This is a genomic window from Priestia sp. ABM2_011, assembly GCF_056158845.1.
The window spans coordinates 2,677,982-2,692,882 of sequence record NZ_JBSWUB010000001.1; the positions used below are offsets into that span (position 1 = coordinate 2,677,982).

Below are 14,901 nucleotides of genomic sequence, written 5' to 3' on the forward strand. Positions count from 1 at the left end.
AGTGATCAATCATACTCACTGAGCTTTTTGTATTATGCCGTTTTTAAAACCGTACTTTTTTGGACTAAATTCCAAGCAACTTTTACTAAATAAACAACAAGCAAAACGTTCAGCATCGACGTAGCAAACATAGAAAACGGATAGGACGTACTGTTTTGCATATTGCTGTCACCGTATAAAACAAAAAAAGTGTTCATAAAAATACTGATGCTAAATCCAAGGGATAAGTAAAGCAAGTTTTTGTCTTTCAAATAAATATAAGCGAGCAAAGCAAGCGCTGCTGCTGGAAATAAGTAGCGTTCATGCATGCTTGAAGAAAACGTAAACACCCCTGAAATTTGAATAAGCGCTGCAAGAGCGGCGTATTTAAAGCTCCGTCCTTTTATATAAATAAGCCAAGAAAAAATAGTTGTCGCGACGATAAAAATAAGTCCCCACGTATGATAGCTGAAAAGTAGCAGCGTTGCAGAGCTGTCTTTATAGTTTGCGCCTATTAAACTAAAGAAGTTATAGGCGTTAACAGAGGCATACGGGTACTCTCCAATGGTGGATGAGAATAAATCAATAATCCACGTAGGACTTTTTCCGACTGAAAAAGGCAATAAAATCACTGTAGCAGTGAAAGCAGCAGTGAAAGCAATACCGAAGAAATGCTTCAGTTGCTTCAGGCGAATGAGTTCGAAAAATAAAATAGGCAGGATAATAATCGCCTGCGGCTTCATTAAGACCGCTGCTGTAAAAATAACGGCCGACGCGTAAATTCTTTTTTCCGTAATCATTACAATCGCTAGGACAATAAGCAAAGTGAAAAATGAATCGACTTGTCCCCAAAACGTTGAATTAACTAAAATGGCCGGATTAAATAAATACCCAATTGCTAACAGGTATGCAAAAGAAGGTGCCAAGTATTTACGAGCTAAACGATAGAGTAAATAAGATGTGACAACATCTGCTAAAATAGGCGGAATTTTAATCAACAGCGAAAAATACTGCTGAAAATCCGGTAAACTGCCAACTTTCCCAACGATAAACAAGATATAAATATAAAACGGCGGATAATCGCTTCCGCTTTTAGCGTAGAAATTTGAAAAATGATTAGCCGCAACCGATGCCCAGTTTTTGAAAAGCGACGCATCCATATGAGAGCCTACCCACGGAATCAGCGCAATCCGAATAAATAAACCAGTGCCAAGTAATGACCATAAAATAACGCGAGAATGCCCTATCGAATGATGCCATTTCTTTTTCTTTACTAATCCGTAAACGAAAGCTGCTGCTATAAAAAAGCCCACCGTATAAAGAGCTAGCGGCGTTTCATAGTCTTTATTAGCTCCTTGACTTCCGGCACCGTTATCCATAGATAGATTATGAAAAGGCGTTACGTGTTCTCCGGAATTGCTGGGTGAAGCAGGACCGTTTCCTGAAGGAAGACGATGATCTCTTGAGTTATTATCAAGAGCAGATATACCATTCGTAATCTTTTTTAACTGATGACTTTCTTGAATTGAAAATAAATGTTCTTCTCCTTTATAGTGTGATAGTGAAACGATACTGAAAACAAATGCTAAAAGAAAAGCTGCCGTTACGATAAAAGCCGTTCTTTTTTGTAGTATGTTCATATAAAATCCTCCGATGACAATGTATCGAATAAGTAGTAGTGTGTCTCCATACTATAAGGGGAGTTGGTGAAAATAAAGTGAAACTTCTTTAATAAAGAGCGGAAGAGAGAGCATAAAAAAACAAGGCCTTAGAAGACCTTGTTTTTTATATTGCTTATAGTACAGCATCAAACTTATTTACTTTCCACTGTGAACCAGATTTATAAAATGTAACGGTGCGTTTTACACTTCCTCCGTCAACTGTTGGAACCGTAAATTGATAAGAGCGAACATCGGCGCGCTGATAAGTTAGTTTTGCTTTTGCTTTGTTCCACTCTAGCATGCTGAATCCGTCACCGACAGGACGAGCAAGCTTTCCGTTATATGTGATGTAGCGATAATTTGTTAATCCTTTTTGAATAGCACTGTTTGTAAACGTTTCAGATAAGTAGCTTACTAGTTTGCTTTTTGTATTAAAATCTTGACAAAGATATGAGTACTGAGTGCCTTTATAATTAAATGTTTTTTGAGTACATAAATTACCTTTAGATCCATGAAGTGCATTCCAGAAATGGTTGCTTGCGTTTGCTGCAATTTTTACCGCATTAGTCGTTGATAGATTTTGTGATGCTGCTTGAGCTGTAACTCCTGTGCTTAGTGAAAAGAAAAGAGCAAGTGATGCTAAGATTATTCCGAATTTTTTCATTTCCATTTCCCTCCTACTCATTCATTGAAATATATGTAACATTCATGCTGTCAATATTACAATTGTTACATTTATATTACAATACTTCTTTAAAGAAATAAAGAGTATTTCTTATATATGTTTGAATTATTCCCGTATTTTCTTAAATAAAACGTAGAATTAAAAGAAAACATATAAACAGTATGTCAATTATGTGTCACATATTTCGTCGCTTTACAAGTTCGTATATAATAGGAATAAATCGATCAATATGCTGATTTAGATAAATAGGTCAGGCACAAAAGGAGAACGTAAACTAATGGGTGTTTCAGAAGTGACATCAGGAATTATTATTACCACTGCCGTAATTGCTATTGTGATTATTACAGTTGGTGTTTTGGCTACAATGATTGCGATTGCGAAGAAAGCAAATAAAAAGTAAGTGTGTAGAGGAGAGTTAGTATAATAACTAATTCTCTTTTTTTTGAAAAAAACCTATCGCTATTTTTATAATAAAAATGCATAAATAACGCGTGCATTATTCATAGAAAAAAGCAGGAAATTTACGTTTTGAAGCTAATAGATACATAAGGCAAGCTGCGCACTTTCATTACAAAAACAATGGAAGGGGTTCTAACAGACTTCAAGTGATATCGCCTATTTTATGTCATAATGAATGATATTCATTAACACAGCATCTTAGACGCACTTTATAACCAAATAATGAGGAGAGTGGTTGAGTTGCAACGACAAAAAGTAGCAGTGAATGGAGAAAGGTTAAAAAATACGCTTGAACGATTTGCCGATTATGGACGAACACCTAATAACGGTGTAACCCGCCTAGCGCTGTCAGAAGAAGATCGCCTAGCACGAGATTATTTTTGCTCATGCTGCCGGGATCTTGGAATGGATATTAAAATCGATGACCTTGGATGTATTTACGCCACGCTTGAAGGGCTAGAAGATAAGCCGCCTGTTGTGATTGGCTCACACATGGACAGCGTAAAAAAAGGCGGAAGGTTTGATGGAATCCTCGGTGTAGTTGCAGGGTTAGAGTTAGTAAGGACGCTGGTTGAACATAATATTAAGCCGAAGGTGCCGATTATGATTGTTAACTTTACGAATGAAGAAGGAGCGCGTTTTGAGCCTTCTATGATGGCTTCAGGTATTTTATCGGGCAAGTTTCAAAAAGACGTTATGATGAAGAAGACAGATGTTGACGGCGTGACGTTTAAGCAAGCCCTTCAATCATGCGGATATGAAGGCGATAGAAGTAACCGTCTTACTGAAGCATCGGCATTTGTAGAATTACATATTGAGCAAGGGCCTATTTTAGAAAGAGAAGCCAAATCAATTGGTGTAGTCGAGTGCGTGCTCGGAATGGTATGCTATGAAATTGAAGTTACGGGGGAGTCAGATCACGCCGGTACGACGCCGATGGATATGCGGAAAGATGCGCTATTTGCAACTAATAACCTGATTGCTGAAGCTCGTCATGAGCTCGGCAGATTGGATTCAAATTTAGTCTATACAATGGGGCGTATGAACGTACTGCCTAATATTCATACCGTTATTCCAAATAAAGTGATTTTTTCGCTTGAAGCGAGACATACGGATGAAGATGTCATTGCATCCGTGGAAAAAATTATTCAATCACTGCCTGATCAAGCGGAGCTGTTAGAAGGGTGCGAAGTGCGGGTGACCAAGCTTTGGGGACGCGATACCGTGTGGTTTGATAAAACGGTTTGTGATGAAGTGGAAGAGTCGGTTCGTTCGCTAGGGTATTCCTACAAGCGAATGGTCAGCGGAGCTGGACATGACGCACAGTTTTTAGCTAGCTATATTCCGACGGCTATGATTTTTATTCCGAGCGTAAACGGAAAAAGTCATTGTGAAGAAGAGTTCACTCCTTGGGAAGAATGCGAAAAAGGTGTAAACGTACTTTTAGAGACGGTGATTAAGTTAGCTCAGAAGTAACAGGACGAAAGAGTAAACCTGCGGAGGTTTGCTCTTTTTTAGTGCTTAGAAAGACTGCGAACTATCGCATTGAACTTTTGGTTTATTATGGCTACAATAAATGAGAAGCATCCAGATGGATGTGAAAAAAGGATGTGAAAAAAAGTGAGATCTTCTCACTTGCAGAAATGAAAATTACTATTATTATTGCAGATGATAATTCGTTTATTCGAGAAGGAATGAAAATTATATTAAATACATACGAGGAATTCGACGTTGTCGCTACTTTAAAAGATGGTCAAGAAGCCGTTCAATATTGCAAGAATCACTCCGTCGATATTGCATTGTTAGATGTAAGAATGCCTGTTATGGACGGTGTAGAGGCTACAAAGCTTATTTCAGAGTCAACGAAAGCAAAGCCGCTTATTTTAACTACGTTTGATGACGATGAATATATTATTGATGCTGTAAAAAACGGAGCTAAAGGCTACTTGTTAAAAAATACAGAGCCAGAGCGCATTCGAGACGCAATCAAAAGTGTGTTCAACGGACATACGGTGCTGCAAGATGTTGTGCTTGATAAAATTAAATCAAGTTTAAACGCTGCAACTGAGCGCGAGTCCAAAGCGGATATGACACAGTTTACCGAGCGTGAAACGAGCATTATGACGCTGATTGCCAAGGGGCTTTCAAATAAAGAAATTTCTAAAACGCTTTTTATTTCAGAAGGTACCGTAGCAAACTATATTAGTTCGATTTTAAGTAAAACGGGACTTGAGCACCGTACTCAAATTGCTATTTACTATTTAACCGGTAAAGGAAAGTAGGACTATGGAAGTCGGATTAATGATGACCAAGCTCATCCTCATGCTGTTTTTGGCTATTACGTACATTCAGTTTAATTATGTACACTCGATTTCAGCTATTGTGTTAGCACTGCTTCTTTACAGCTGTGTTAATATCGCCGCGTCTATTGTGAAAAAGAGCGCGTTCAAGCGCATGCTTATTGCTTTTTCAATTGTCCTTATTCTATATTGTGCGTATGAACTTCATCCTTTGTTTTTTCTTCTTTTGCCGCTAAACCTTTGTGAGCTTATTGGAGAATTAGTCATAAAAAAATGGATGCTGCTCCTTGTTGTTTTGCTTCCAGTGATGCTTGTTCCCTCTGATAGTAGCGCTCTGTATGTGTTAGTTGCTGCGTTTACTTTCTTTATTTATACAGGAGCAGCTATCTATCAAAAGCGGACAAACAATTATGAACAAAAGCTTGATGAAATGAGAGTAAGTATGCAAAAGCTGCAAAAGCACGTGAATGAAAATAAAGAGTATGTGAGACAGTCTCAATATGCTTCAAAATTAGAAGAGCGAAATCGACTATCGCAGGAAATTCATGATAAGATTGGTCATTCAATGACAGGAGCACTTATTCAAATGGAGGCAGCAAAGCACGTAATGAAGCAAGACGAGGAAAAAGCGCTGTCTCTTCTTCAAAATGCGATTACGATTTCGAAAGAAGGCATTGAAGAAATTAGGTTAACATTAAAAAGTATAAAGCCTCCCGCTGAGCAAATAGGAATCAGCCGTCTTAAATTATTTATTGGTGAATTTGAGGCTAAGCATAGTATCGCAATGCCTCTTGTATACAAAGGGAATTTAGATCTTATCACGCCTCTTCAGTGGAAAATTATTCATGAAAATATAACAGAAGCTATTACAAACGCTTTAAAATATGCAGAAGCAACGATGATTTCTATTGAGCTTCACGTACTAAATAAAATGGTTAAAGTAGAAGTGAAAGACAATGGAAAAGGCGCTCACTTGTTTCAAAAAGGACTTGGCATAGCAGGAATGGAAGAGCGCGCTGCTTCCATTAACGGAACGGTGATTGTTGACGGAGCAAACGGATTTTCTGTTACCACACTGCTGCCGATAGGTGAGAAACTTCATACGTAAATAATGAGATTTCTCATGTGAAAAAGGTGAACTTATGCACTGACGTAAGTTTGCCTTTTTTTCATAAAATAAGGATATACCAACACACTAGAGGTGAAATGATGAACGTATTATCCATTCAAAAATTAACAAAGAAATTTGGAGATTTTATTGCGGTAGATAATTTATCTTTACAAGTAGAAGAAGGAGATATATTTGGGTTTTTAGGAACAAACGGAGCAGGAAAAAGCACAACGATTCATATGGTAGCTAGTCTTCTTCAAAGCAACAGCGGCGATATTGAAGTACTTGGGAAAAATATGAAGAAACACCGAAATTTCGCAAAGATGAACATCGGAATTGTTCCGCAGGACTTAGCGATTTATGAAGATTTGACAGCCTATGAAAATGTGAAGTTTTTTGCAGGACTCTACGGATTAAGAGGATCACTTCTTAGCGAACGAGTCGAAGAAGCTTTAGCGTTTGTAGGGCTTTTAGATAAACAAAAGGCGTATCCGAAAAGCTTTTCAGGAGGAATGAAAAGAAGGTTAAATATCGCATGCGCAATTGCTCATCGCCCTAAGCTGATCATTATGGATGAACCGACGGTTGGCATTGATCCTCAGTCGCGAAATTATATTTTAACATCTGTAAAAAAGCTAAATGAAATGGGAAGCACAATCATTTATACGAGTCACTATATGGAAGAAGTAGAAGAGGTATGTACAAAAATTGCAATTATTGATCACGGCAAAATTATTGCTGAAGGAACAAAAGAGCAGCTGAAAGCGATTATCACCGATACAAAAGATATTTGGATTGAAGTAAAAGAAGCAGACGATATAGATTGCAGCGGTCTAAAGGAAATTCCAGGCGTAACAGCCGTTACGTATGAAGATGGAATCATTAAAATTAATTCAAGCGCCGAAGTGAATAACTTAAACAAGGTCATTCATTATTTAATGACGCATCATATCGAAATTAAAGCAGTTAAAGAACAAGCACCAAATTTAGAGACGGTCTTTCTGACGCTCACAGGACGCAGTCTAAGAGATTTATAAAAGAAAGGAGGAATAACGAATGAATATTATTGCAATTGCTTTGAAAGAAATGAAAAGTGATCTGCGAGATAAGCGTGCATTTATCTTTATGATTCTTTTTCCGCTAGCTCTTGTCCTTATTTTAGGAACAGCTTTGTCCCAAGCCTTTAATAACGACATGACGATAGACGATAGCTATGTTCTCTATAAAATCGATACGAGTAATGAACAATCTGCCGCATTTAAGCAGTTTGCTGCACATGCAGAAAAATCGGGCATTCACTTTAAAGCGTTGAAAAAAGATCAAGATGGAAAAAAAGAAGTAAAAGAGCAGCATTATACAGCTTATGTAGAAGTGAAAGACGGAGGCATTAATCTCTACGGAAATGAAGAAAACAGCATTGAATTTAACGTGGTGCAAGGTATGTTAAGTACATTTGTTGATAAGTATAACGTGGCTATGGAAGTGGCCAAAGTAAATCCTCAGCAAGTCGAGAACCTGCTGCGTGCGTCTAAGCATGACTATATTCAAGAAACATCCCTTCATTCTCAAAAACAGCCAAATTCAATAGACTACTACGCTATTTCAATGACAACCATGATTGTTTTGTACGGATCTATCTCAGCGAGTTATTTAATTAGAGGAGAGCGTATGCGAAATACGGCCAATCGATTAGTAGCCGCACCGATTAAAACCGCTGAAATTTTTGTCGGGAAAATTTTAGGCACTGTTTTGGTTCACGCTATTTGTGTATTAGTGGTCATTATGTCAACTAAATATTTTTTTGATGCGAATTGGGGAGATCATTTACTCTTAGTACTCGTAATGTTAGTATCTCAGATTCTTTTTGCCATTAGCTTTGGATTAGGAGTTAGCTACCTTACGAAGACGGAAGCGGCGTCAAGAGCAATTATTATGGTTGTGATTCAAGTGTCGTGTATTGTGGGAGGAACCTATTTTCAAAATGGATCTGGAGAAGGCTTCGTCAATGTATCACCTTTAACCTGGATGAATAATGGACTTATTAAATTGATTTATACAAATGATATCGGCGCTTCTCTTTCAGTTATCGGGTTGAATGTAGGCTTCTCTATTTTATTCTTGGGCACAGCCATTGTGCTTTTGAGAAAAAGAGAGGGGTTATAACATGAAAAATATCATGTGGCTTGTCACAAATATGCTGAGAAATATGCTGCTTAGAAACAAAAGGACGCTTGTACTTGTTATTGGTTTGCCTATTGCAGGTATTTTGATGTCCATTCTTATTTATGGAAATACAGCAGGGACTTCGGTGAATATCGGAGTTGTCAATCACGACTCAACGGATATTTCAAAAGACACCGTTCAGTTTTTAAAAGGGCTGCATAAAACAAATGTTAAAATGCTCACTGACAAAGAAGTGGATCATGAGATTACGTCAAAGAAAGTTGATGCTATTATTACTTTTGAAAAAGGGTTTTCTGAAAGCGTCAAAGCGAACAAACCAGATCATATTACGATTACTTCGATAAAAGGAGCAGAAGTAACGGGCTTTATTAAGTCTTATTTGTATCAATATATTGATAATGTTTCTGCGCTTAATCAAGCAGCAGGCGGCAATGACGCTGCGTTTAAACAAATGTATGAGAGTTATCAAAAAGCGCCATTCCACGTCTCCACGCATGCACTTGAAGACAAAGGAACCGATCAAAACATTGTCAAGCAGACAATTGGGTATTTAATTATGTTTATGCTTTTTTCTGCCGTAAATCTATCGGCTCTTATCACAAAAGAAAAAGAGCAGCGCACGTATTTTAGACTACTAGCTTCGCCAGTCAGTGCAAGGCAATACGTGATATCTAATGTTATGACAAATATGATTTTATTAACTGTGCAAGTAATGATTACACTTGTTTGTATTACGACTCTTTTTCACGTAGATATGAACATTCCTGTGTGGCAGCTATTTTTTATTTTAGTTTTGTTTGGGCTAGTAGCCATCGGCTTGTCGCTTGTAATTATCGCTTTTACAGAAAGTTCAAAAGCAGCGAATGGTCTTCAGACGCTTATCATCACGCCAACTTGTTTACTGTCAGGGTGCTTTTTCCCTCCTGAATTTATGCCGGATGTGATGCAGAAAATAGCTGATTTTCTTCCTCAAACGTGGGTATTAAGCACGTTAAAAAGTGTTCAACAAGGAGCCGCTTTAAGCAGTCTATGGTTAAATATCAGCATTTTACTAGCTTTTGCACTCGTTTTTTTCCTGCTATCGATTTATAAATTAAATCGAAATAATACTGTTCAAAAGTTTATTTAAATGGTAAAGTCAGAGAATACCTCTGGCTTTTTTTGTAATTTTTAAAAAGTTTCAAAAAAAGATTGAAAAATATAAGATGAAATTTTAGAATGAAAGAGGAAAGGGGTATACAAAAAGAGAATAAATAGGGGAGAAAAACGAAGTTCATGTTGGTTTTTTGCACAAATAAATGAAATCGCTTACATAAGTCAGCATGAAAAGACGGAAGGAGAGATTGTCAGCGAGATAACAAAGGGGGAAAAACAGTGGGAATTTATGAACTACTTGTACCACGCACGGTTTTATATGGAGAAGGATCATTTTCTAAAATTGGAGAGCAGGCTGCACTGCTTGGGACAAAGGCATTGCTTATAAGTGATGACGTTATGGCGAAAGCAGGCAATGTAGAAACTTGTCGTCGTTACTTAGCAGAGGCTGGCATGGACTGTGCCGTGTATACAGGCGTAAATTCAGAGCCGACAGATATCCATCTAGATGAAGCGCTTGCCATATGTAAAACGGAGCAGTGCGATGTGGTTATTGCCTTAGGGGGAGGCAGCTGTATCGATACTGGAAAAGCGGTTGCCATTATGATGACAAATGAAGGGCATCTACGAACGTATTTTCAAAATCAACAAGATTTTCAAGGTAGTCCTCTTCCTTTGGTTGCCGTGCCTACGACTGCCGGAACGGGCTCAGAAGTGACGAAAGCGACGGTTATTACAGACACGGCGTACGATGTAAAAATGATGCTCGCAAGGCCTCAATTATTGCCTGATACAGCCATTGTTGATCCGTTATTAACTCTATCATGTCCAAAACACGTAACGGCAGCTACAGGAATTGATGCACTCAGTCATGCGGTCGAAGCGTATTTGTCTAAAAAAGCACATCCTTTTACGGATTCACTTGCGCTTCAAGCAATTGAGTTAATTATGAAAAATATTCGTCTTGTGTACAGAAATAGAGAAAATGTTCAAGCAAGAAACGAAATGGCCTATGCTTCTATGCTTGCGGGGATGGCGTTTTCAAATTCATCCGTTGCTCTAGTGCACGGTATGTCACGACCTATTGGCGCGTTATTCCATGTGCCGCACGGTATTTCTAACGCGATGCTCCTGCCTGCGGTTTTGGACTATACAAAAGAGGCTTCAATCGATCGTTTAGGTGAAATAGGACAAGCTCTTTTTCCGAACGTATCATATACAAAAAAAGAAGGAGCAGATGTGTTAATTGAAGCCATCAAGCAGCTTTGTATCGACTTAGAGATTCCTAATCTTCAATCGTGGGGCATTGATCGTCAGCTATTTTATGCGGCGGTTGAAAAAATGGCAGCGGATGCGATTCAAAGCGGAAGTCCTGCTAACCATCCGGTTGTACCGACGGCAGAAGAAATTATCCAGCTGTATTACACGTGCTATGAATATGAGTTTGAGTCTGCACTTTATAAAAAATAAGACAAATTGAATAAGGGATGAAAGGGGAAACGTTATGGATTTGCTGATTATTTTGCTGTCTCTGGGGCTTTTGATGCTGGTTGCTTACCGCGGATTTTCAGTTATTTTGTTTGCTCCACTTTGTGCGCTGCTAGCCGTTATTTTAACGGAACCAAGCTATGCACTCCCATTTTTCTCAAACGTTTTTATGGAGAAAATGGTTGGATTTATTAAAAACTACTTCCCTGTCTTTCTATTAGGAGCAGTCTTCGGGAAGATGGTTGAAATGTCTGGAGTCGCTGAATCGATTGCGAAAACAATTGTTAAAGTCGTGGGGGCTAAACGTGCGATCTTGGCGATTGTTTTAATGGGAGCAATCTTAACCTACAGCGGCGTAAGTTTATTCGTTGTTGCGTTTGCAGTTTATCCGTTTGCGGCTAACTTATTCCGCGAAGCGAATATTCCAAAACGATTAGTACCGGGAACGATTGCATTAGGAGCTATTTCGTTTACCATGGATGCACTTCCGGGTACACCGCAAATTCAAAATGTTATTCCAACGACTTTTTTTAAAACAGACATCTATGCTGCTCCGACACTGGGGATTATCGGATCAGTTATTGTTTTTAGCTTAGGTCTTTGGTATTTAGAAAGCCGAAGTAAAAAAGCAAGAAAAGCTGGAGAAGGCTACTACGGATTTAATAATGAACTAGCAGCTGCTGCAGAGCTAGAAAAAGAGTCTGTACCTTCTACAGAACCTAAATATGAACCTAGCGTAGCAAGACAGATTTTAGCGTTTGTTCCGCTCGTGCTTGTAGGGGTTGCAAACAAATTTTTTACTGTTTCTATTCCAAAGTGGTACCCAGACGGTTTTGATTTTGCCAAAATTGGCCTTGAAGCGTTCGGAAAAGTAGATTTAACCGCAGTTGTTGGTATTTGGTCAGTGGAGTTAGCACTTGTTATTGGAATTATTACGACGATTGCGTATGACTGGAAGAGAGTGACCACCGGTTTCCAAGCGGGTCTTAACGCAAGTATTGGCGGAGCGCTTCTCGCTGCGATGAACACGGGAGCTGAGTATGGCTTTGGAGGGGTTATTTCATCTCTTCCTGGCTTTGCAACCGTTCGCGATGGTATTTCACATACCTTTACAAATCCGCTTGTCAATGGAGCCGTTACGACAAACATTTTAGCCGGTATTACAGGATCCGCTTCTGGAGGTATGGGAATTGCGCTTAGTGCGATGGGAGATAAGTATGTAGAAGCTATTAATCAATACAATATTCCTCCTGAAGTTATGCACAGAGTTGTAGCGATGGCATCAGGCGGTATGGATACGCTTCCTCATAACGGAGCCGTTATTACCCTGCTTGCTATTACCGGATTAACCCACAAGCAGTCTTACCGAGATATTTTTGCCATCACTGTTATAAAAACGCTTGCATGTTTCTTAATCATTGGAATCTACAGCTTAACTGGACTCGTATAACAAATAAAGAGGTTGAGACAAAAGTAGTTTCGTTGAAGAAAGATCCGAACGATGAATCGTTCGGACTTTTTTATTGTTGCCGTGATTTAGTTGTATATCAAGATTTTGGCTCTAAAACAGATTCTTTGACTTTCTAAACTGTAAGTATTATGATTACACTACTTTCTAGAATACTATATGCCGTTACATTAATTCTTAGCATGTTTATGAAGAAAGGAGAATGACTGTGAAGCTATTTGAAGGAAATTTAAAAGTAGGCGACTGGGTCAAAGGAAAGTCTCGCGACGGTGAACTTATATACGGATATATAAAAACGATTAATCCATCTAAAAAAGCCGCACTAATCAATGTAGTGAAAAGTGATGATGAAAAAATGGTCGGCACAACCATTGGCATGATGGATGAAAAAATAGAGAAGCTGCCCCTTCAAAAAACGGCGCACGAAGAGCAGATTCTTTCATTGATTGATCTTGCGCTGCTAACAAAAGACGAAGCTTGGTTTATTGAATTAACAGCTGAATTAAAAAGAGTACAAGATAAAAAGCAAGGCTGACATTCCTAGTAAAGGAATGAAGGCCCTGCTTTTTTTATTATTCCTAGGGGAAAAGCAGGAATGGAAAGCAGCTTGCGAGAAGAAGTAAATGACGACATTAAAAGAAAAGGTGATAAAAGATGAGTAAACGTGTCTTGATTTTAACAGGAGATGCCGTGGAGGCTTTAGAAGTTTTTTATCCGTATTATCGCTGTTTAGAAGAAGATATTCAGTGTACCATTGCCTCTCCCGTGAAAAAGAAGCTCCAAACGGTTGTTCATGATTTTCTTCCAGAAATGGAAACATTCACAGAAAAAACGGGATATAAAATTGATTCTCATGCTTCTGTAGATGAAGTGGATCCCGCTGATTTTGACGGACTTATTATTCCTGGAGGACGAGCGCCTGAATATATTCGAATGAACACAAAAGTTCAGGAAATTGCTGCTCATTTTTTAAAAGAAAACAAACCTTTAGGCGTTATTTGTCATGGTCAGCTCGTGTTAACGACGGTTAGAGAGTATCTCCAAGACAGAGAAGTGACAGCGTATCCTGCTTGCCGTCCGGAAGTAGAAGCGGCGGGTGCTGTATTTGTTGAACAGACGCTCCACGTAGACAGAAACTTAGTAACCGGACAAGCTTGGCCGGATTTACCTAAATTTATGAAAGAGTTTTTTAACGTGCTAAAAAAAGCTGAAAAAGTGAACGTATAATAAAAAAAGCGGGCTGAGAGAAAACCATTCTTTCAGCTCTTTTAATTGATGATAGGTGAGGTGTAAACAACGTGCAGCTAGTGTCTGAACTGTCGAAGAAAATTATAAAAGAAGTACAGCTGGTGATGAAAGAACATGTAATTGTAACGGATACACGCGGAATTATTATTGCGTCTACAGAAGAAAAGCGGGTTGGTTTTTTTCATGAAGGCGCGTGGAACGTGATGCAAAAAAAGCAAAAACTATATATTTCCAAAAAAGAAGCAGCAGATTTAAAAGGAGTTAAGCCAGGAATTAATTTGCCTATCAGTTATCAAGGAGACATTATTGGCGTTATTGGCATTACAGGTACCCCAGAAACTGTTGAGCCTTTTGCAGATATTATTCGAAGATTAACAGAGTTAATTATTCGCGAAGCATACTACATAGAAACAAAGGAATGGGAAAATAAAGGAGTAGAAGCTTTTTTTCGTGAATGGATTTATAGCCAGCAGGTAGATGCAGAATTTATTGAACGAGGTCATATTTTAGGAGTACAAGTAGACAGTCCTTATTGCTGCACGCTGTTTCAAATTGACTCATCTCTTTCGAAAAAGAAGCAGCAGCAGGTACAAGAAACAATTCGCTACTGGTTTGAAAGTCATAAAGGTGAAGGAGATTATATCGCAAATTGGGGATACGATCGCTTGCTTTTACTGAAAGAAGCGGTAGGTGAAAAGGCAAGACAAGGATTTAAAGAAGAATTAAAAAAATGTCAGCAGTACATTCAAGCAAATAATCAAGTTATGATCACTATTGGCGTAGGGAAGTCAGCGGAGCAATTTGATTTGCATGCTTCATATGAAGAAGCAAAAAAAGCGCTTAAAGTAGCTTCAAAACGTCAAACCGTTGTTTTTTATGAGGAACTGCTGATGGACATGATTTTAGAAGACGTTTCTGAACCTGTAAAAAAGGAATTCTTAAGTCGAGTGCTTTCTTCCATTCAAAGAGAAAAAGAGCTTCTCGAAACGCTAAAATGCTATTTAGCCAACGATCAATCGTTAAAAAAAACGGCGTTTGATTTACATATTCATATCAATACGCTTCATTACCGCTTGAAGCAAATGAAAGAACTCACAGACATTGATCCTAAAAGTGTAAAGGGTCTCACGCTTTTTTACCTTGCGCTGTCTCTACTAGAATAAAGTGCGCTATTCATTAGATAAACATACAAAAAATGAGTTTTTAAAGCGCTTTTTTTTAGT

The 14,901-nt window shown here is 38.4% G+C and carries 14 protein-coding genes; 12 read left to right on the forward strand and 2 right to left on the reverse strand.

The genetic code is table 11. The features are described from left to right. Nucleotides 1-32: 32 nt before the first annotated feature. Together ACXAE4_RS14500 and ACXAE4_RS14505 are read right to left on the reverse strand one after the other, a co-directional pair. Entirely contained in the window at nucleotides 33-1,619 is a 1,587-nt protein-coding gene (locus ACXAE4_RS14500; protein WP_154988622.1) for an MptA/MptB family glycosyltransferase, read from the reverse strand. 154 nt (nucleotides 1,620-1,773) lie between these two features. Then, on the reverse strand, nucleotides 1,774-2,310 hold the full coding sequence (locus tag ACXAE4_RS14505) for an IseA DL-endopeptidase inhibitor family protein (protein ID WP_014459798.1): 537 nt from the start codon (nucleotides 2,308-2,310) through the stop codon (nucleotides 1,774-1,776). A gap of 292 nt (nucleotides 2,311-2,602) precedes the next feature. On the opposite strand from ACXAE4_RS14505, the gene ACXAE4_RS14510 reads away from it, so the two are divergent. The 12 genes from ACXAE4_RS14510 (at nucleotide 2,603) to ACXAE4_RS14565 (ending at nucleotide 14,841) form a co-directional block, all read left to right on the forward strand. Beyond that, nucleotides 2,603-2,725, forward strand: a complete 123-nt coding sequence (locus ACXAE4_RS14510; RefSeq protein ID WP_013057357.1) for a hypothetical protein — start codon at nucleotides 2,603-2,605, stop codon at nucleotides 2,723-2,725. A gap of 299 nt (nucleotides 2,726-3,024) precedes the next feature. Then, nucleotides 3,025-4,260 (forward strand): Zn-dependent hydrolase, encoded by a 1,236-nt coding sequence (locus ACXAE4_RS14515; RefSeq protein WP_033579195.1) that lies wholly within the window; start codon nucleotides 3,025-3,027, stop codon nucleotides 4,258-4,260. Between the two features lie 167 nt (nucleotides 4,261-4,427). Further along, on the forward strand, nucleotides 4,428-5,066 hold the full coding sequence (locus tag ACXAE4_RS14520) for a response regulator (protein ID WP_028408271.1): 639 nt from the start codon (nucleotides 4,428-4,430) through the stop codon (nucleotides 5,064-5,066). 4 nt (nucleotides 5,067-5,070) lie between these two features. Beyond that, nucleotides 5,071-6,192 (forward strand): sensor histidine kinase, encoded by a 1,122-nt coding sequence (locus ACXAE4_RS14525; RefSeq protein WP_154988624.1) that lies wholly within the window; start codon nucleotides 5,071-5,073, stop codon nucleotides 6,190-6,192. Between the two features lie 101 nt (nucleotides 6,193-6,293). Beyond that, nucleotides 6,294-7,232: an ABC transporter ATP-binding protein gene (locus ACXAE4_RS14530; protein ID WP_154989594.1), complete on the forward strand. Its 939-nt coding sequence runs from the start codon at nucleotides 6,294-6,296 to the stop codon at nucleotides 7,230-7,232. 19 nt (nucleotides 7,233-7,251) lie between these two features. After that, nucleotides 7,252-8,358 carry an ABC transporter permease gene (locus ACXAE4_RS14535; protein ID WP_098999406.1) on the forward strand — a complete coding sequence of 369 codons (1,107 nt, stop codon included), beginning with the start codon at nucleotides 7,252-7,254 and terminating at the stop codon, nucleotides 8,356-8,358. Nucleotide 8,359: 1 nt separating this feature from the next. Beyond that, nucleotides 8,360-9,508, forward strand: coding sequence for an ABC transporter permease (locus tag ACXAE4_RS14540; RefSeq protein ID WP_475236272.1), 1,149 nt, complete (start codon nucleotides 8,360-8,362; stop codon nucleotides 9,506-9,508). 245 nt (nucleotides 9,509-9,753) lie between these two features. Next, a complete protein-coding gene (locus ACXAE4_RS14545) occupies nucleotides 9,754-10,944 on the forward strand; it encodes an iron-containing alcohol dehydrogenase (protein WP_154988628.1) in 1,191 nt (396 codons plus the stop codon). 34 nt (nucleotides 10,945-10,978) lie between these two features. Continuing rightward, nucleotides 10,979-12,412: a GntP family permease gene (locus ACXAE4_RS14550; protein ID WP_013083445.1), complete on the forward strand. Its 1,434-nt coding sequence runs from the start codon at nucleotides 10,979-10,981 to the stop codon at nucleotides 12,410-12,412. 220 nt (nucleotides 12,413-12,632) lie between these two features. After that, nucleotides 12,633-12,965, forward strand: a complete 333-nt coding sequence (locus tag ACXAE4_RS14555) for an IDEAL domain-containing protein (protein ID WP_205689613.1) — start codon at nucleotides 12,633-12,635, stop codon at nucleotides 12,963-12,965. Nucleotides 12,966-13,084: 119 nt separating this feature from the next. Continuing rightward, entirely contained in the window at nucleotides 13,085-13,657 is a 573-nt protein-coding gene (locus ACXAE4_RS14560; protein ID WP_154988630.1) for a DJ-1/PfpI family protein, read from the forward strand. A gap of 71 nt (nucleotides 13,658-13,728) precedes the next feature. Then, nucleotides 13,729-14,841: a CdaR family transcriptional regulator gene (locus ACXAE4_RS14565; protein ID WP_154988632.1), complete on the forward strand. Its 1,113-nt coding sequence runs from the start codon at nucleotides 13,729-13,731 to the stop codon at nucleotides 14,839-14,841. Nucleotides 14,842-14,901: the final 60 nt, after the last annotated feature.

Bases quoted from the DNA above. Each gene is read 5' to 3' on its own strand.
- ACXAE4_RS14500 (WP_154988622.1), bottom strand. From the start codon at position 1,619: ATGAACATACTACAAAAAAGAACGGCTTTTATCGTAACGGCAGCTTTT.
- ACXAE4_RS14505 (WP_014459798.1), bottom strand. From the start codon at position 2,310: ATGGAAATGAAAAAATTCGGAATAATCTTAGCATCACTTGCTCTTTTC.
- ACXAE4_RS14510 (WP_013057357.1), top strand. From the start codon at position 2,603: ATGGGTGTTTCAGAAGTGACATCAGGAATTATTATTACCACTGCCGTA.
- ACXAE4_RS14520 (WP_028408271.1), top strand. From the start codon at position 4,428: ATGAAAATTACTATTATTATTGCAGATGATAATTCGTTTATTCGAGAA.
- ACXAE4_RS14525 (WP_154988624.1), top strand. From the start codon at position 5,071: ATGGAAGTCGGATTAATGATGACCAAGCTCATCCTCATGCTGTTTTTG.
- ACXAE4_RS14530 (WP_154989594.1), top strand. From the start codon at position 6,294: ATGAACGTATTATCCATTCAAAAATTAACAAAGAAATTTGGAGATTTT.
- ACXAE4_RS14535 (WP_098999406.1), top strand. From the start codon at position 7,252: ATGAATATTATTGCAATTGCTTTGAAAGAAATGAAAAGTGATCTGCGA.
- ACXAE4_RS14540 (WP_475236272.1), top strand. From the start codon at position 8,360: ATGAAAAATATCATGTGGCTTGTCACAAATATGCTGAGAAATATGCTG.
- ACXAE4_RS14550 (WP_013083445.1), top strand. From the start codon at position 10,979: ATGGATTTGCTGATTATTTTGCTGTCTCTGGGGCTTTTGATGCTGGTT.
- ACXAE4_RS14555 (WP_205689613.1), top strand. From the start codon at position 12,633: ATGACTGTGAAGCTATTTGAAGGAAATTTAAAAGTAGGCGACTGGGTC.
- ACXAE4_RS14560 (WP_154988630.1), top strand. From the start codon at position 13,085: ATGAGTAAACGTGTCTTGATTTTAACAGGAGATGCCGTGGAGGCTTTA.